A 16,769-nucleotide genomic window follows, 5' to 3' on the forward strand; every position below is an offset into this window, starting at 1 on the left:
CCGCTCACTGATGCGGCGCGTTGCCGTTCGATTCGACGTCTTGCGCGAGCGTCTGCGCGGGCGCGCCCGGGCACGGCAGATCGCCGATGACGAGCCGCGGCACCGTGCTGCGCGTCTCGCGCGGACGCAGCGGAACATTGTCGAGCTCGGTCCACGAAGGGTTCGGAATCTCGCCGAAAAGCTGCCTCAGACGCTCGCCCCAGGTCTTGTTGATCATCTGGTAGTACGCGCTGTTGTTGTCGAGCGTGGCGAAGCGCGTGACGCGCAGCGAGTCCTTCTCGTAGACCAGCAGATCGAGCGGCAGACCGACCGAGAGATTCGAGCGCAGCGTCGAATCCATCGAAATGAGCGCGCATTTGGCGGCTTCGTCGAGCGGCGACGACGGCGTGATCACGCGATCGATGATCGGCTTGCCGTACTTCGATTCGCCGATCTGGAAATACGGCGACACGCGCGTCGATTCGATGAAATTGCCTGCCGCGTAGATCATGAAGAGTCGCGGCGGCTGGCCGAAGATCTGTCCGCCGAGGATGAAGCTGCAATTGAAGTCGACGCTGAATTCAGCGAGCGACAGCGCGTCGCGCCGATGCACCTCGCGCACCGCATCGCCGACGATGCGCGCGGCTTCCGCCATCGTCTGGACGCTATACAGCGTGGGTGCGTTCGGATCGGAGGGCTCCACGAGCAGATGCGTCACCGCCTGCGTCAAGGCGAGATTGCCCGCCGCGAGCAGGACGAGTACGCGCTCTCCCGGCTGTTCGAAAACAGCCATCTTGCGCGCGGCGCTCACGTGGTCCACGCCGGCGTTGGTGCGCGTGTCGGACAGGAACACGAGTCCCTCGTCCACGCACATGCCCACGCAATAAGTCATGTCGATCCGTCCTGAAACAAGCAAACCCACATTGTACTGAGCGCGAACGCGCGTCGCATCGATGCGTTCACTGATCCGGCTGTGTATCGATGCTCACATGCACCGTCAGCGCTTCCTCCTTCCCGCCGACGCGCGAGCCGCGCACCGGCGCCGCCGATTCGTAATCGCGCGCGACGGCAAGGCGGCAATGACGCTCGCCCGCGAACGCCGCCCGGGTCGCATCGATCGACACCCAGCCGTGCTCGATCCACACGTCGGTCCAGGCGTGCACGTCGGCATCCAGATAGCCGCTCACGCAGCGCGCCGGCACGCCCCGCGCGCGGCAGCACGCGAGCATCAAATGCGCGAGATCGCGCGCATCGCCGAAGCCGCTCGCGAGCGCCTGCGCCGCCGTGCCCGCCGCATACGCCGGCTCCTTGCGATACCGCACGCGCTCGCCGATACGCTCCGTCAGCGCGATGAGCGACGCGGGCGTATCGAGCGCGTCGACGCCGTGCGCGAGCTCGCGGATCGCGGCATCGGGCGCGGTAAGCCGCGTGGGACAGGTGAAATGTTCGAGCGGAATCGGACCGGCTTCATCGAAGAGACGGCCATCGGATAAAGCCTCCGTTTCGATCTCGCCCGCCACGCTCACATGAATCTCGCTGTGCGGCTTCGTCAGCACGAGCGTGTGCAGCGCGTTGCCGTAGGCGTCGCGCGTGAGGTCGAGCTTGCCCGGCGCTTCGACATGCCAGTGCCGCACGATCTGCGACGCGCCGCTCGCCGGACTCACGCGAAACTGCTGGATCGAATACGTGACCGGCGTGGCGTAGCGATAGCGGATGTCGTGGCGAATGGTCAGCAGCATGATTCACGCGATCGGCAACATGAGGAAGGTGTGCATCACGCGCAGGCCGAGTTCGTCGACACGCTTGAGAAACTGCGTCAGCCACGCGTGCACGCCCGTTTCGAGTATCTGGCGGATGTCGGCATACAGCACATCGGCGCGCAGCTTGCCCGCGAAACGCTCGCATTCCTTCGACGCGTCCGTGCGCAATTTCGCGAGCGTGTCGCAGACGCCGTCGAGCGATGCCAGCAGCGAACGCGGCATCTGCTCGTTGAGGATCAGCAGTTCGACGACGCGCGCGGGCGTCACGACATCGCGATACACCTTGCGATAAATCTCCAGCGCCGACACGGAACTCAGTATCGACGTCCAGTAGTAGAAGTCTTCGAGCTGCCGCGCGGCTTCGCGCGAGTTCGGCGTGGCATCGGCGAAACGGACATCGAGAATGCGCGCCGTGTTGTCCGCGCGTTCCAGATACGCGCCGAGCTGCATGAAGAAAAACGCGTCGTCGCGCAGCGCGGTGCCCTGCATCACGCCGCGGCACAGATTCGAGCGGTACTTGACCCATTCGAACAGTGCATCCGGGCTCGTTTGCAGTTCCATGTTCGCGAGGCGCTGAGTGAATTCGAGCCAGGTGAAGTTGATCGTTTCCCAGCCGTCGGTGGTGAGCGTGCCGCGCACCGCGCGCGCATTTTCGCGCGTCGCCTGCAGGCACGAGAGGATGCTCGACGGATTGCGCGCATCGGCGACCATGAAGTGCAGCATGTCCTCGCGCGAGCGCGATCCCGGATGACGCGCGTCGAACATGTCTTCCAGCTCGGATATCTTCAGCACCGAACGCTGCGCGCGCGCTTCCTGCTCGGGCGTTTGCGGCAGGAGCGCGCCTTCCATGTTGATGTCGAGCATGCGCGCGGTGTTCTCGGCGCGCTCCATGTAACGCGCCATCCAGAACAGGTGATCGGCGGTTCGGCTCAGCATGTCATTCGACCATCCACGTATCTTTGGTCCCGCCGCCTTGCGACGAATTGACGACGAGCGAGCCTTCGCGCAGCGCGACGCGCGTGAGGCCGCCCGCGCACATCGACACTTCGCGGCCCGACAGCACGAACGGCCGCAAATCGATATGACGCGGCGCGATGCCCGCCTCGACGAAGGTCGGGCACGCGGAGAGCGCGAGCGTCGGCTGCGCGATATAGCCTTCGGGCCGCGCGAGCAGCAACGCGCGAAAGGTTTCGATTTCCTCTTGCGTCGATGCCGGCCCGACGAGCATGCCGTAGCCGCCCGCGCCGTGCACTTCCTTCACGACGAGCTCCGGCAGATGCGCGAGCGTGTACGCGAGATCGTCGGGCTTGCGGCACTGAAACGTCGGCACGTTGTTCAGGATCGGCTTCTCGCCGAGATAGAACTCGATCATGTCGGGCACGAACGGATAGATCGATTTGTCGTCGGCGATGCCGGTGCCCATCGCGTTCGCGAGCGTCACGCGCCCCGCGCGATACGACGTCAGCAAGCCCGGAATGCCGAGCGCCGAATCGGCACGAAACGCGAGCGGATCGAGAAAGTCGTCGTCCACGCGGCGATAGATCACGTCGACGCGGCGCGGGCCGTGCGTTGTCCGCATGAAGACATAGTTGTCGTCGACGAAAAGATCCTTGCCCTCGACGAGTTCCACGCCCATCTGCTGCGCGAGGAAGGTGTGCTCGAAGTACGCCGAGTTGTACATGCCGGGCGTCAGCACGACGACCGCCGGATCGTCGACGCCTTCAGGCGCGATCGAACGCAATGTTTCCAGCAGCAGGTCGGGATAATGCGCGACCGGCGCGACGCGGTTCTGCACGAAGAGTTCGGGAAAGAGCCGCATCATCATCTTGCGGTTTTCGAGCATGTACGACACGCCCGACGGCACGCGCAAATTGTCTTCGAGCACGTAGAACTCGCCCGCCGCGCCCGCGCGCACCACATCGACGCCCGCGATATGCGCGTAGACGTCGAGCGGCACGTCGACGCCCTGCATTTCCGGCCGATATTGCGCGTTCGTGTAGACCTGTTCGGCCGGAACGCGCCCGGCGAGCACGATGTCGCCGTCGTGGTAGATATCGTGCAGAAAGAGATTGAGCGCCTGCACGCGCTGCCGCAAACCGGCTTCGAGCACGCGCCATTCGTCGCCGGGAATGATGCGCGGAATCATGTCGAAGGGAATGAGCCGCTCGGTGCCGGACAGATCGCCATTCACCGCGAACGTGATGCCGACGCGCCGGAACAGCACGTCCGCTTCGGCGCGCTTTCTCGCGATGGTTTCGGGGCGCTGCTGCGCGAGCCAGCGTGAAAACCGCGCGTAGTGACTGCGCACGGTGTCGTCCTGACGCATTTCATCGTAGATCTGCATCATTGCGTCCTTCGTTTTTTTGCCGCATTTCCTTGCAGTATCGGACGAAAGTGCGCGACGTGCGCCACTTTTTTAGCGCGCGTTCATGGTGCACGGCCGTTTCGCGCTAGACTGCCCGCTCAACGCTCAACGTTTCATCATGTCCGACGCTTTCGAAGACGAAGCCGATTCCCTCGCCGATGCCCTTCTCGCAGGACTCGCGCGCCCGATCGTTTTCGTCGATCTGGAAACCACCGGCTCGAACGCGACCGAGGACCGCATCACCGAAATCGGCGTCGTTGAAGCGAGCACGGCGGGCATCGAGCGCTGGAGCGTGCTCGTCGATCCGGGCGTGCCGGTGCCGCCGTTCATCGCGCGCCTGACCGGCATCGACGACGCCATGCTGCGCGGCCAGCCCACCTTCGAATCGCTCGCGCCCGCGCTCGCCGAGCGGCTGCACGGCAAGCTCTTCGTCGCGCACAACGCGCGCTTCGATTACGGCTTCCTCAAGAACGCCTTTCGCCGCGCGGGCATCGCGTTTCGCGCGGATACGCTGTGCACGGTGCGGCTGTCGCGCGCGCTCTTTCCATCGGTCGAAAGACATGGTCTCGATGCGCTCATCGCGCGGCTGAACCTCGCGCCCGAAGGACGCCATCGCGCGCTCGCCGACGCCGACCTGCTCTGGCAGTTCTGGCAGAAGATTCACGCGCTCTATTCGCAGGATCTCGTCGACGCAGCCATCAAAACGCTCGTGCGCCGCGCGAGCTTGCCCGCCGCGCTGCCCGAAGGCGCGCTCGATGCGTTGCCGTCGGCGCCCGGCGTCTATCTCTTTCACGGCGACGACGACGTGCCGCTCTATGTGGGCAAGAGCATCAACCTGAAACAACGCGTTGCGGCGCATTTTTCGGGCGATCACAGGCTTCAGAAGGACTTGTCGATCTCGCAGGCGATCCGTCGCATCGAATGCCGCGAGACGGTCGGAGAGCTCGGCGCGCTGCTGCTCGAAGCGAAGCTCGTGAAGGAGCTGAAGCCGACGCACAATCGCTTGCTCAAAGGCGCATCGGCAACGTGTGCGTGGCAGTGGCTACCGGGCGCGCATGCGCCGACGCTCGTGAAGGCGAACAAACGCGATCTGTCGCGCGAGGAACATCTCTTCGGCGTGTTCGCGTCGCGCGCGAAAGCGCATGCGTTCATGCGCCATCTGGCGGATGAACACAATCTCTGTCACGCGACGCTCGGCCTCGAAAAAGCGCCGCTTTCGCCGGGGCGCGGCTGCTTCGGCTATCAGGTGAAACGCTGCCTCGGGTCGTGTGCGGGAATCGAAACGCTCGCGGATCACGCCTCGCGTGCGCTCGATGCGCTCGAAGGCGCGCGCCTCGTGAAATGGCCGCACGAAGGGCCGATCGCCGTCTGCGAGCGCGATGAAGCATCGGGTCGCGAAGCGTGGCACGTAATCGATCGATGGTGCTATATCGGCACATGCCCGACACGCGACGGCATCGCGCCGCTCCTCGCCGACTCGCCCGACCTACGCCCGTTCGACTCGGATGTGTACAGCCTGATCGCGAAGCGCCTCGCGCCGGAACAACTGCAATGGATCGCATGCGATGCGCGGCCTGCGTTCCAACTCGTCGTACAGGACGCGCCCGCGCGCGCCGCCGTCACACAGCAGACGAAACGCGCGACGACGAAGCGCCGCGCACCCGCCGACGACCAGTTCGCGCTGATGCTTTAAGCGATGCCGCCGTTCGCGCGCAGCACCTGGCCGTTGACCCAGCCCGCATCGGGCCCGACGAAAAACGCGACGATCGAGGCGATATCGTCCGGCTGACCGAGACGTTCGAGTGGCGGCATCTTCGAGAACGTGGCGATCTGCTCGTCGGTCTTGCCCTCGAGAAACAGCGACGTCGCCACCGGTCCGGGCGCGACCGCATTCACCGTGATGCCGCGTCCGCGCAACTCCTTCGCGAACACATGCGTGAACGATTCGACCGCCGACTTCGTCGCGTTGTAGATCGCGTAGCCCGGCATGTTGAGCGCGAGCGTCGTGCTCGAAAAGTTCACGATGCGCCCGCCGCCCTTCATGCGCGCCGCCGCTTCGCGCAGCGTGTTGAACGTGCCGCGCACGTTGATATCGAACGTCTGGTCGTAAAGCGCATCGCTCGTATCGGCGAGCGGCGCGGTCTTCAGAACGCCCGCGTTGTTGACGAGCGCATCGACTTTGCCTAGCTGCGCTTCGACGGTCTCGAACATGTCGCGCACGTCGTCGGCTTTGGCGACATCCGCTTTTACCGCGATCGCCGTGTTTCCCGCTTCGCGCAATTGCACGACGAGCGCATCCGCTTCCTTCGCGCTCGACGCATAGTTCACCGCGACCGCGAAGCCGTCGCGTGCAAGACGCCGCGCGATCTCGGCGCCGATGCCGCGCGACGCGCCCGTGACGATCGCCACGCGTTTCGATTGGGTCTGACTCATGATGGGCTCCTCAAAGTGGCTGTTCGATGAGAAGCATGATGAATCATTCCGTTTTCGCGATCATCGTGCGTGGATTAGTATCATCGTTCCAGTAGCTTTAACAATTCACCGCCCATTCGCCATGGATCGATTCCAGGAAATGCAGGTCTTCGTGCGTATCGCGGAGCGGCACAGCTTCACGCAAGCGGCCGACGATCTGCAGATACCGCGCGCCACCGTCACTAATCTGATGAAGCGCATGGAAGAGCGGCTCGGCGCGCGCCTGCTCGAACGCACGACGCGCACGGTGCGCCTCACGCCCGATGGCGAGGAGCACTATCGGCGTTGCGTGCGTCTCATCGCCGATCTGGAAGAAGCGGAAGGCTCGTTCAAGCACGCGGAGCCGAAGGGTTTGTTGCGCGTGAATCTGCAAGGCACGCTCGCGCGGCATTTCATCATGCCGGGACTGCCCGCGTTTCTCGAGCGTCATGCGCAGATCGAACTGCATATCGGCGAGGACGACAGGCTCGTCGATCTCGTGCGCGAAGGCGTCGATTGCGTGCTGCGCGCGGGCATGTTGCAGGATTCGTCGATGATCGGCCGGCGCGTCGCGCTGCTCGAACAAGTCACCGTGGCGAGTCCCGCGTATCTCGCGCGTGAAGGCACGCCGGATGATCTCGAAGCGCTTGCATCGCATCGCGCGGTGAACTTCGTATCGAGCGCGACGGGTCGTGCATTGCCGCTGGAGTTCAGCGTCGACGGGCGTATCGAGACCATCGAATTGCAGGCGTCGGTTTCGGTGTCGGGCGTCGAACTCTATACGCAAGCCGCGCTCGCCGGACTCGGCATCGTGCAGGTGCCGCGCTATCACGTCGACGATGCTTTGAACAATGGCCGTCTGCGACTCGTGCTTCCCAACCTTCCGCCACCACCGATGCCTATCTCCGTGCTGTATCCGCATAACCGGCAGCTCTCCGCGCGCGTACGGGTTTTCGCGGATTGGTTGAGCGAGATCTTCGCGCCTTTCAACGCGCGCGCATCATAAGGAAAGCAAAAGCAAGGAAAGCAAAAGCAAGCGACGAAAAAGCAAAAGAGGCCAGCATCCCGATGAAGGGAAGCTGGCCTCTTGTTCGACGCGCTTCGATTTCGCCAACGAAACCGAAGCCGTGATGCCGGCGAAAGAGACTTAAGCCGCTGCGTCCTTCAGCTTCTTCAGCGCGCGCGCCTTGATGCGAACGCTTGCCGGCTTGGCCGGGAACCAGCGCTCCTCGCCCGTGAACGGGTCCTTGCCGAAGCGCTTCTTCTTCGCGGCCACGGCTTGCGCGGTGATCTTCAGCAGGCCCGACAGCGTGAATTCGCCAGCGCCCTTCTTGTGGATCGAACCGAGGATGGTGTCTTCCAGCGCGACCAGCACGGCCTTCACCGCTTTCACGTCGACAGCGGCGCGATCTGCGAGATGCGTTGCGAGCGATGCCTTCGTGAACGTGTCCTTGATCGGCGTGGGAGCGCCGCTCGTGGTCTTCTTCGCGGCTACTTTCTTCGCGGCAACTTTCGGTGCTGCTGCTTTCTTCACCGGTGCGGCAGCGGTCTTCGCCGTGGCCTTCTTGGCCGGGGCTTTCTTGGCAGCGGTTTTAGCGGAAGTCGGCATGTTTCTCCTACCTGTTTTTGGTCAGTGATATTCGAATACGTTCGCACCGATGCGTTCGTATCACGCCGGATTCTACATAGGCCAAGCGAGTTCGTGCGAGTCTTTTGCGCTTTTATATCGTTTTTATAGGGGTTTTTCGTGGCGTCGCGCTGACACGCAAGTCATGGAGCCGCGTTTACATCGCATACGTCGCGCGCTTTATCGCTGCATCGACGATGCAAATGCGCGATGCGCGATATGCGCGATGAGCGGATAGTGATCCGATGCGATACGCGAAAGCGGCGTGCGATGCACATCGACACGCATGAGACGTTCGCCCGGATGCACCCAGATGCGATCGAGCGCGAAGAGCGGATAGCGCGTCGGAAAGGTGCGCAACGCACTCGCGCGATGAAAGTGCGTGACGAGCCGCCGCAACGTGCGGCCATAGACGAACCATTCGTTCAGATCGCCGAGCAGGATCACGGGCAGCGCGGGCGTATCGAAGCTTTGCAGCACTTGCTCCACTTGCGCGCGCCTTTCGCTCGATGCAAGCCCGAGATGCGTCGCGACCACACGCCAGAGTTCGCCGCCGCAATCGATGTCGGCATCGAGCGCGCCGCGCGGCTCGCGGCTCCTGAACGAAAGATCGAGCGTGCGGACCGCGCGCACCGGATAGCGCGTGAGCACTGCGTTGCCGTAACGCCGTTCGGGCGTGTCGAGCGTCGGGCCCGCGACCGCGTTCAGGTTCGTCATGCGTTGCAGCACGTCGAGCACATCGGGCGCGCCGCTGCCGCCGAGCGGCACTTCCTGCAGCGCGAAGATGTCCGCATCGATCTCGGCGAGCACTGCGCCGATGCGTTCCGGCGCGAACTTGCCGTCGATGCCTATCGCGCCATGCAAGTTGTATGTGGCGATGCGCAGCTCGCGTGCGCGCGCGTCCTTCATATATTCGCGTTCGATGACGGTCTCGTGCATCAGCGTCATGAGTTGACCTCGTCGGGGCGCTCGTTTTTCGTCGATGATTCGCGCGGCATCGTGCCGTTCTCGCGCAGTTCGCTCGCGCGTTTGGCTTCGTCGCTGGCGCGCGATTTGTCCGCATCGCTCGGTGCGCCTTCGTGCGCGTCGTGACGATTCTTGCCACCGAGAAAGCGCTGCAGCAGCAGCGACGCGCCGATCAGCGCCGCGCCGATGCCGATCAGCACCGCGAACGAGCCGACCGTCGGCCGATGCAGCGACGCGACGAACTGATGCGCGAACGCGACCGTCAGAAAGATGCCGGGGCCCATGCCGAGCATCGTGCCGATCATGAAGTCGCGCATGCGGATATGCGATGCGCCCGCCACGAGATTGACGATCGCAAATGGTGCAACGGGCAAGATCCGCAACACGACGACCGCGACGATGCCGCGCTTCGCCACGCGTTCGGACAGCCGGTTGACGCGCGCGCCCGCGAGCTTGCGCACCGCGTCACGGCCGAGCCAATTGCCAAGGGAATACGATATCGCCGCTGCAATCGTCGTGCCGATGAACGCATAAGCCGCGCCCCAGGACGCGCCGAAAACGATGCCCGTCGTCGCGATCAGCAACGTGATCGGCACGGCCATGACGGCCGCGATGACATAGCCGAGCACGATCCAGACCGGCGCGAGCGGCAGCGAATCGATATGGCGCGTCGCGTTCGTGAGCGACTTCAGGTTCACGTAATCGCCGAGCGGCGTCCAGTGCCACAGACCCGCGACGACCACGACCATCAGCGCGAACATGCCGAGCAGCGCGAAGCGGCCGATGAGCGGACGCGTCTTTTCCGCAGGCACGAACTGATCGACGAGTTCGTCGGCGGCGATCGGCGTTTCGGGATCGATCAGCGCCTCGGGCGGAATCAGCTGGTCGAGCTCCGTCGACACTTGCGGATCGAGCGGCACCATCGTGCGATGTTCGTCGCGGTCGCGCAACAGCGCCTGAATTCCCGCATTCGTGCCGTTGCGCGCCTCTCGTTCGCGCACCACATCCGCGATATCGCAACCGAGATGCTCGGCGAGCAGCGTGTCGCGCATCGTCGCGATCGCGCGGCGGATACGCGCATCCGCGCCCGCATCGATCGAGACGTTGCATTCGCTGTCGAGGACCATCGAGCGATTGTTCAGATTGGCCGAACCGACGATCAGCAATTCGTCGTCGACGATCATCAGCTTGCTGTGCACGTTGACGATCGCGTCGCCGAGCTTCGGCACGCTCGGGCACAGCAGCCGATAACGTCCATGCGCGTCGGCGCTTTTCAGAAGCCTGTGCAGGCGCGCGCGCAGCACGCCCATCGTCACTTCCTGAAGCCAGCCGCTCTGATTGCGCGGCACGACGATCGTGAGATCGGGTCCGTCCTCGCGCGCGAGCGAATCCGCGAGCGCCGCGCCGATCGTCCCCGAAGTGAAGTACTGGTTCTCGATATAGATGCTGCGCCGCGCCCGCGCGATGGCGTCGAGATACTGCGTGCGAATCTGCTGCACCGGTTCGCGGCCGAGATAATCCGGCTCGGTGAGCGAGATGGCGATATCGACATCTTCGAGATCGACGCGTCGCGAAGGCGGCCACGGATCGTTCTGCAGCGTCGCCCGATGCGCGCGAATCGCGAGGCGCTTGCCGCATGCGCGGGCCCATCGTTCGCGTGCGAGCTGGCCGATTTCGCGCGCGGCGTCGCCATCGAACATCGTGTGGACGTCGTGAAACGGCTGATATGCCGCGCCGTTCGCATCGCGGCGCAGCGGCTCGTCGGGCGCGTGCGCGGACGTGTCCCAGCGCGAGCGCGTGAGATCGAGTCCGCCGACGAATGCCACGCGATCATCGATCACGACGATCTTCTGATGCTGCGATCCGCCGAGCGGATGCTTGCCGTCCATCTGGAACGCGATGCGCCGGTGCGTGCGCCAGCCCATCTTGTAGACGGGCAGCCATTCGCGCTCGAATGCGTAGAGCATCGCGAAATCCCAAGCGAGAATGTAGATGCGCAACCGCCGCTTGTCGCCCGCGAGCGCGTGCAGAAAATCGCCGAGCGCTTCGGGATAGCCGTCGTCCGCGCCTTCGGGCGTGAGCTTCATGCGGCTATCGATATCCCAGCCGAGGATGAACACCGTGCGCTCCGCGCGCGTGAGCGCCTCGCGCAGCACGCGGAAATAATCGGCGCCATCGATGAGCAGACTGAAGCGATCTGCGTGACGCACGCTCGCGCAATTGCGCCCTGGCTGAAAAAACGGCTCGTCGTTTGCGTGGTTCATGTGCCTCTGTGTGCCTCTGCATACCCCGCGACGGGCTTCGCGGCGAAATAACTTTCGTTTTGCAAGCCCCATGCCCGCCGCGCCGCGCGATGTTACGCTTCGTTGCACATGCCGATTCCGGAGCGACATGCGCGATGAACGATAACGAAGTCACCAATCAGGACGATGAGCGCGCAGGACTCGTTCCGCTCGCGGCGGCATCGGTGGTCGTGGGGGCGGCGACGGGCGCGATCGGCGTGCTCTTTCGCTTCGCGCTCGAACGCGGCGATATCTGGCGCAACGCGTTCGTCGCGTGGGCGCACGCGGGCCACGATGCGGCGATCGTGCTCGTCGTGCTCGCGGCGACGGCGGCATCCGCGCTCGCCGCATGGCTCGTCGCGCGTTTCGCGCCGATGGCGAGCGGCAGCGGCATTCCACACGTCGAAGCGGTACTGCACGGCAGCGTGCCGCCTGCGCCGCTCGTGCTCATCCCGATCAAGTTCGTGGGCGGCGTGCTCGCCATCGGCGCGGGGCTCGCGCTCGGCCGCGAAGGTCCGACCGTGCAGATGGGTGCATCGATCGCACATGCCATCGGCACGTCTTTCAGGCGCAATGCCGGCGATTGCCGTGTACTGCTCGCGGCCGGCGCGGGCGCGGGGCTCGCCACGGCGTTCAATGCGCCGATCGCGGGCGCAGTGTTCGTGCTCGAAGAACTGATGCGCCGTTTCGATACCCGCACGGCGGTCGCGGCGCTCGGCGCATCCGCGAGCGCGATCGCGATGGCGCGTCTGCTGCATGGCGATCTGCCCGACTTTCATCTGCCCGCGCAGCCGTTTCCCGGCTTCGAGATGACCGGCGCGCATCTCGTGCTCGGCCTGTTGCTGGGGCTGCTCGGCGCGCTGTACAGCCGCGTGATTCTCTGGACGCTCGATGTCGCCGACTCGATCGCGCCGCCCGCATCGGTGAAACATGCGACGGCGCGCGCCGCCGTGGTCGGCGCGGCGGTCGGCCTGCTCGCGTGGTTCGCGCCGGCTCTCGCCGGCGGCGGCGATGCGCTGACCGAGCGCGCGCTGCTCGGCGCGGGAACCGTCGCGAGCGTGACGGCGATGTTCGCGTTGCGCTTCGTGCTCGGCCCGGTGTCGTATGCGGCGGGCACGCCAGGCGGCCTTTTCGCGCCGATGCTCGCGCTCGGCGCGCAGACGGGCCTCGTGTTCGGCCGCGTGTGTCTCGACTGGTTTCCCGGCATGGCGAGCCCCGCCGGCGACACCGCCACGTTCGCGGTGGTCGGCATGGCGGCGTTCTTCGTCGCGGTGGTGCGCGCGCCGGTGACGGGCATCGTGCTCGTCACGGAAATGACGGCGAGCTTCACGCTGCTTCTGCCGATGCTCACCGCCTGCTTCACCGCGATGATCGTGCCGATGCTCCTGCGCGTGCCGCCGATCTACGATTCGCTCGGCGAACGCGCGGCGCGGCATCGCTGACGCGGACGCTGCATGCGTCGAGCCGTTGCGGTAGTCTCGTCGATGGACTTCATCCACGAGGACACGCAATGGAATATCGACATCTCGGTGCTTCGGGCTTCAAGGTTCCCGTCCTGAGCTTCGGCACCGGCACTTTCGGCGGCAAGGGCGAACTCTTTCAGGCGTGGGGCGAGACCGACGTGAGCGAAGCGCGCAAGCTCGTCGACATCTGCCTCGACGCGGGCGTGACGATGTTCGACACCGCCGACATCTACTCGCGCGGCACGTCGGAATCGATACTCGGCGAGGCGCTCAAGGGCCGGCGCGACAAGGTCATCGTCTCGACCAAGGCGACCTTCCGCTTCGACGACAACGACCCGAACGCCGTCGGTTCGTCGCGCTTTCATCTCATCAAGGCCGTGAACGGGGCACTGGAACGCCTGCAAACGGATTACATCGACGTGTTCCAGTTGCATGGCTTCGATGCGAAAACGCCCGTCGAAGAGACGCTTTCCACGCTCGACGATCTCGTGCGCGCCGGAAAAATCCGCTATACGGGCGTGTCGAATTTCTCGGGCTGGCATTTGCAGAAATCGCTCGATGTGGCCGACCGTTACGGCTATCCGCGCTATGTCGCGAATCAGACTTACTACTCGCTGATCGGCCGCGATTACGAATGGGAGCTGATGCCGCTCGGCATCGATCAGGGCGTCGGCGCGATCGTCTGGAGCCCGCTCGGCTGGGGACGCCTCACCGGCAAGATTCGGCGCGGCCAGCCGCTGCCCGCGACGAGCCGTCTGCACAAAACCGCCGACATGGGGCCGCCGGTGCCGGACGAATATCTGTACCGCGTCGTCGATGCGCTCGACGCCATCGCCGAGGAAACCGGCAAGACCGTGCCGCAGATCGCGCTCAACTGGCTGCTGCAGCGCCCGACGGTCGCGACTGTGCTGATCGGCGCGCGCAACGAGGAGCAACTGCGGCAGAACCTCGGCGCGGTCGGCTGGAACCTCACGGCGGAACAGGTGAAGAAGCTCGATGAGGCGAGCGCGGTGCGGCCCGCGTATCCGTACTGGCATCAACAGGGATTCGCGGAACGCAATCCGTTCCCCGTGTAAGGAGGTTGGCTGGGCGCGACGGCCCGTCGCGTCCGGACACCGTACAGGAAGTCACCTGACAATCTGTACCGGTACTGTACCGGACACCTTCCGTACACTTGGCGCTCATCGAATCCTTCATTGCGGAGCGCGCCATGCCCACCGAACTTCTGAACGCCCTTCCAGCCGCCGCGCTGTTCGCGCTGGTGACGACCATCACGCCCGGTCCCAACAACACGATGCTGCTCGCCTCGGGCGTCAATTTCGGGTTGAGGCGCACGCTGCCGCACATGCTCGGCATCAGCGCGGGCATGGCGATCCTGATGATCGCGGTCGGCCTCGGGCTCGCGCAGGCGTTCGAGCGTCTGCCGATCCTCTATACGGTGCTGGAAGCGGCGAGCGTCGCGTATCTGCTGTATCTGGCGTGGAAGATCGGCACGTCGTCGTCGGTGCAGATGCGCGACAGCAAGGCGCGCCCGATGCGCTTTCACGAAGCGATCGCGTTCCAGTGGATCAATCCCAAAGCGTGGATGATGGTGCTCACCGCCGCGAGCACGATCCACCTGCACGCGAGTCTTTCGCTGAACGCCGCGCTGATGGCCGTCGTGCTCGTCGTGATCGGCTTGCCGTGCATCACGATGTGGGCCGCGTTCGGCACGTCGCTGCGCCGCTTTCTCGCGGATCCGCGCCGGTTGCGCATGTTCAACATCACGATGGCCGTCTTGCTCGTGTTGTCGCTGTATCCGATCGTCGCCCATTTTTTCGCTTGATGCGCGATCCGAAACATGCGCGTCGTCTTTGCCTCGACGCGCGTCCCGGTGCATACTGGCCTTACGCGCCGGCACGCAAAATCTGCCGTCCTGCTTGCAAGATTGGGACTGCGTTTCTTTATCGTCAGCACGGTCTGTTCACCTTTCCGCCCAAACGATCCTCAACTGATCCTTAAGCGATCCTTTAAGGCGGACTATTCAGCCCGGCGCGTACAAGCCTTGCTAGTCCGTTGGTTCGCGCCGAATCGTCGGCGCGGCTTTGAAATCTGTTCAAGGAGTACGCCATGTCTGGAGCCAATCGCCCGTCCGGTCCCGCCACGCGCAAATCCCTCGACCTAGCCGATCAGATCGAACGCGATGAACTGGAGAACAACCTGCCGGATGCGCTCAACAGCGTCGACGACGAAGACGACGACGATGAAACCGACTCCGATCGCACACTAGGCCGTTAGCCTCGACAGCCGGACACATCGCGCGAAGGCAAGCGCGATCCGCGACGCCGCAATGTTCCTTTCATTGCGGCGTTTTTGCATCTCCGGCACGCGGGCGATGCGCTGGGCACGTCCGTTGCTTTGAACGATGCGCGGGAAAACCGATGAGCGAAAGCGGCGGCATCGATCCGCCTGCATATCGACCGATCAACCGATCATCCGATCCACCAAGGAGGGCAACATGCTCCGTTACGCTGTCATCTTCTTCATCATCGCGATCATCGCGGCCGTCTTCGGCTTCGGCGGAATCGCAACGGGCGCGGCGGAAATCGCCAAGATCCTGTTCTTCATCTTTATCGTGATCTTTCTGGCGACCTTGCTGCTCGGCGTGTTCAGGCGATGACGCCATTCACGCAGCACACGCCGTAAAGCAAAACGCGCGGGCTTCGACGAAGGCCGCGCGTTTTTTCGTCAGGTGACGATCACCCGGTTCTTCCCGTCTCTCTTCGCGCGATACAGCGCGAGATCGGCGGCTTCGACGAGCTGCTTCGACGCATCGTCGTGCATCGCCATCTGTATCGCGCCGCCGACGCTGATCGTCACGCGCCCGCTCGACGAACCCGCATGCGGCACGTCCAGCGCCTCGACCGCGATGCGTATTTTCTCGCCGAGCAGACGCAAGCCCGGCGCCGATGTCGAGAGCAGCACGACCGCGAATTCCTCGCCGCCGAAGCGCGCGGCGAGATCGGTCGGACTGGCGAGACTCGATTCGATCGTATGCGCGACGAGCTTCAGCACATCGTCGCCGGCGACGTGGCCATACGTGTCGTTGTACGACTTGAAGTTATCGACATCGATCATCAGAAAGCCGATGGACGCATGCTCGCGAGCGGCGCGCCGCCATTCCGCGTTCAGATAATCGTCGAGACGGCGGCGATTCGACAAACCCGTCAGCCCGTCCGAATGCGTCAGGCGCTGCAATTCCAGATTCGTTTCGAGCAGCTTCTGCTGCGACTGACGCAGCGCGCGATACGCTTCGTCGCGTTGCAGCAGGTTCTGATACGAACGCGAGTGATAGCGCACGCGCGCGACGAGCTCGATGGTATCGGGCAGCTTCACGAGATAGTCGTTCGCGCCCGCCGCGAATGCCGCGCTCTTGATGCGCGGCTCTTCCTTCGTCGAGAGCACGATGATCGGGATATCGCGCGTCGCCGGATGCTCGCGGTACTGACGCACGAGCGTCAGGCCATCGACGCCGGGCATCACGAGATCCTGCAGGATCACCGTCGGCCGCGTTTCCTGCGCGGTGCGCAACGCCTCTTCCGGATTCGCGCAGTAATGCAGATCGACGTTGCGCTCTTCGGCGAGCGCGCGGCGCAACGCTTCCGCGATGATCGCCTGATCGTCGACGAGCAGCACCATCACCGGCAACTCGGCGGCGGGCGGCGCGTTCAATGCGGCGGCGAGCAGATCGGACACGGCGCGCTCGTCCGCGATTGCACGCGAGCCCGCGCGCTCGATGCTCGCCGACGCGGCGGCCGCGGCCCGTTTCGCGCGCTCGGCCAGCGGATCGGGATGAGGAGTTTTCATGAAACGCGTGTCCTTGGTTGATGTGCTTCG

The 16,769-nt window shown here is 64.3% G+C and carries 16 protein-coding genes; 7 read left to right on the forward strand and 9 right to left on the reverse strand.

Translation table 11 applies throughout. The features are described from left to right. Positions 1-4: 4 nt before the first annotated feature. From QCE58_RS28210 to QCE58_RS28225, 4 genes are all read right to left on the reverse strand, one after another. Positions 5-871, reverse strand: a complete 867-nt coding sequence (locus tag QCE58_RS28210) for a proteasome-type protease (protein ID WP_008352816.1) — start codon at positions 869-871, stop codon at positions 5-7. 67 nt (positions 872-938) lie between these two features. Next, positions 939-1,718, reverse strand: coding sequence for a transglutaminase family protein (locus QCE58_RS28215; RefSeq protein ID WP_250521795.1), 780 nt, complete (start codon positions 1,716-1,718; stop codon positions 939-941). A 3-nt stretch (positions 1,719-1,721) separates the two neighbouring features. Then, the gene (locus tag QCE58_RS28220; RefSeq protein ID WP_008352812.1) at positions 1,722-2,675 is read right to left on the reverse strand and encodes an alpha-E domain-containing protein; all 954 of its coding nucleotides are present in this window, start codon (positions 2,673-2,675) and stop codon (positions 1,722-1,724) included. Position 2,676: 1 nt separating this feature from the next. Beyond that, entirely contained in the window at positions 2,677-4,083 is a 1,407-nt protein-coding gene (locus QCE58_RS28225; protein WP_033536712.1) for a circularly permuted type 2 ATP-grasp protein, read from the reverse strand. Between the two features lie 139 nt (positions 4,084-4,222). Between QCE58_RS28225 and QCE58_RS28230 the strand changes: the two genes are divergently transcribed. Beyond that, complete coding sequence (locus tag QCE58_RS28230) at positions 4,223-5,797, forward strand: 3'-5' exonuclease family protein (RefSeq protein ID WP_250503110.1); 1,575 nt, start codon at positions 4,223-4,225, stop codon at positions 5,795-5,797. Here the strand turns inward: QCE58_RS28230 and QCE58_RS28235 are convergent. Next, entirely contained in the window at positions 5,794-6,537 is a 744-nt protein-coding gene (locus tag QCE58_RS28235; protein ID WP_250521796.1) for an SDR family oxidoreductase, read from the reverse strand. The genes QCE58_RS28230 and QCE58_RS28235 overlap by 4 nt on opposite strands. 121 nt (positions 6,538-6,658) lie before the next feature. Between QCE58_RS28235 and QCE58_RS28240 the strand changes: the two genes are divergently transcribed. Next, positions 6,659-7,561, forward strand: a complete 903-nt coding sequence (locus QCE58_RS28240) for a LysR family transcriptional regulator (protein ID WP_033536698.1) — start codon at positions 6,659-6,661, stop codon at positions 7,559-7,561. Between the two features lie 141 nt (positions 7,562-7,702). On the opposite strand, the gene QCE58_RS28245 is transcribed toward QCE58_RS28240, so the two are convergent. The 3 genes from QCE58_RS28245 to QCE58_RS28255 all read right to left on the reverse strand — a co-directional run bounded on the left by QCE58_RS28245 (position 7,703) and on the right by QCE58_RS28255 (position 11,412). Next, a complete protein-coding gene (locus QCE58_RS28245) occupies positions 7,703-8,164 on the reverse strand; it encodes an HU family DNA-binding protein (protein WP_008352802.1) in 462 nt (153 codons plus the stop codon). A 198-nt stretch (positions 8,165-8,362) separates the two neighbouring features. Beyond that, complete coding sequence (locus QCE58_RS28250) at positions 8,363-9,130, reverse strand: endonuclease/exonuclease/phosphatase family protein (protein ID WP_008352800.1); 768 nt, start codon at positions 9,128-9,130, stop codon at positions 8,363-8,365. Next, the gene (locus QCE58_RS28255) at positions 9,127-11,412 is read right to left on the reverse strand and encodes a VTT domain-containing protein (protein WP_250497290.1); all 2,286 of its coding nucleotides are present in this window, start codon (positions 11,410-11,412) and stop codon (positions 9,127-9,129) included. Before QCE58_RS28255 ends, QCE58_RS28250 begins: the two co-directional genes overlap by 4 nt. A gap of 134 nt (positions 11,413-11,546) precedes the next feature. Between QCE58_RS28255 and clcA the strand changes: the two genes are divergently transcribed. From clcA to QCE58_RS28280, 5 genes are all read left to right on the forward strand, one after another. Then, positions 11,547-12,872, forward strand: a complete 1,326-nt coding sequence (gene clcA, locus QCE58_RS28260; protein ID WP_008352796.1) for a H(+)/Cl(-) exchange transporter ClcA — start codon at positions 11,547-11,549, stop codon at positions 12,870-12,872. A gap of 68 nt (positions 12,873-12,940) precedes the next feature. Continuing rightward, positions 12,941-13,969 (forward strand): aldo/keto reductase, encoded by a 1,029-nt coding sequence (locus QCE58_RS28265; protein WP_008352795.1) that lies wholly within the window; start codon positions 12,941-12,943, stop codon positions 13,967-13,969. A 134-nt stretch (positions 13,970-14,103) separates the two neighbouring features. Continuing rightward, on the forward strand, positions 14,104-14,718 hold the full coding sequence (locus tag QCE58_RS28270; protein ID WP_033536710.1) for a LysE family translocator: 615 nt from the start codon (positions 14,104-14,106) through the stop codon (positions 14,716-14,718). A 284-nt stretch (positions 14,719-15,002) separates the two neighbouring features. Next, the gene (locus tag QCE58_RS28275) at positions 15,003-15,170 is read left to right on the forward strand and encodes a hypothetical protein (protein ID WP_160172929.1); all 168 of its coding nucleotides are present in this window, start codon (positions 15,003-15,005) and stop codon (positions 15,168-15,170) included. A gap of 220 nt (positions 15,171-15,390) precedes the next feature. Further along, positions 15,391-15,552: a DUF1328 family protein gene (locus tag QCE58_RS28280; RefSeq protein ID WP_008352793.1), complete on the forward strand. Its 162-nt coding sequence runs from the start codon at positions 15,391-15,393 to the stop codon at positions 15,550-15,552. Positions 15,553-15,620: 68 nt separating this feature from the next. Here QCE58_RS28280 and QCE58_RS28285 read toward each other — a convergent pair whose 3' ends face one another. Continuing rightward, positions 15,621-16,739 carry a diguanylate cyclase gene (locus QCE58_RS28285; RefSeq protein WP_008352792.1) on the reverse strand — a complete coding sequence of 373 codons (1,119 nt, stop codon included), beginning with the start codon at positions 16,737-16,739 and terminating at the stop codon, positions 15,621-15,623. Positions 16,740-16,769 lie beyond the last annotated feature (30 nt).

It is taken from the genome of Caballeronia sp. LZ028 (assembly GCF_031451415.1).
Classification (GTDB): domain Bacteria; phylum Pseudomonadota; class Gammaproteobacteria; order Burkholderiales; family Burkholderiaceae; genus Caballeronia; species Caballeronia zhejiangensis.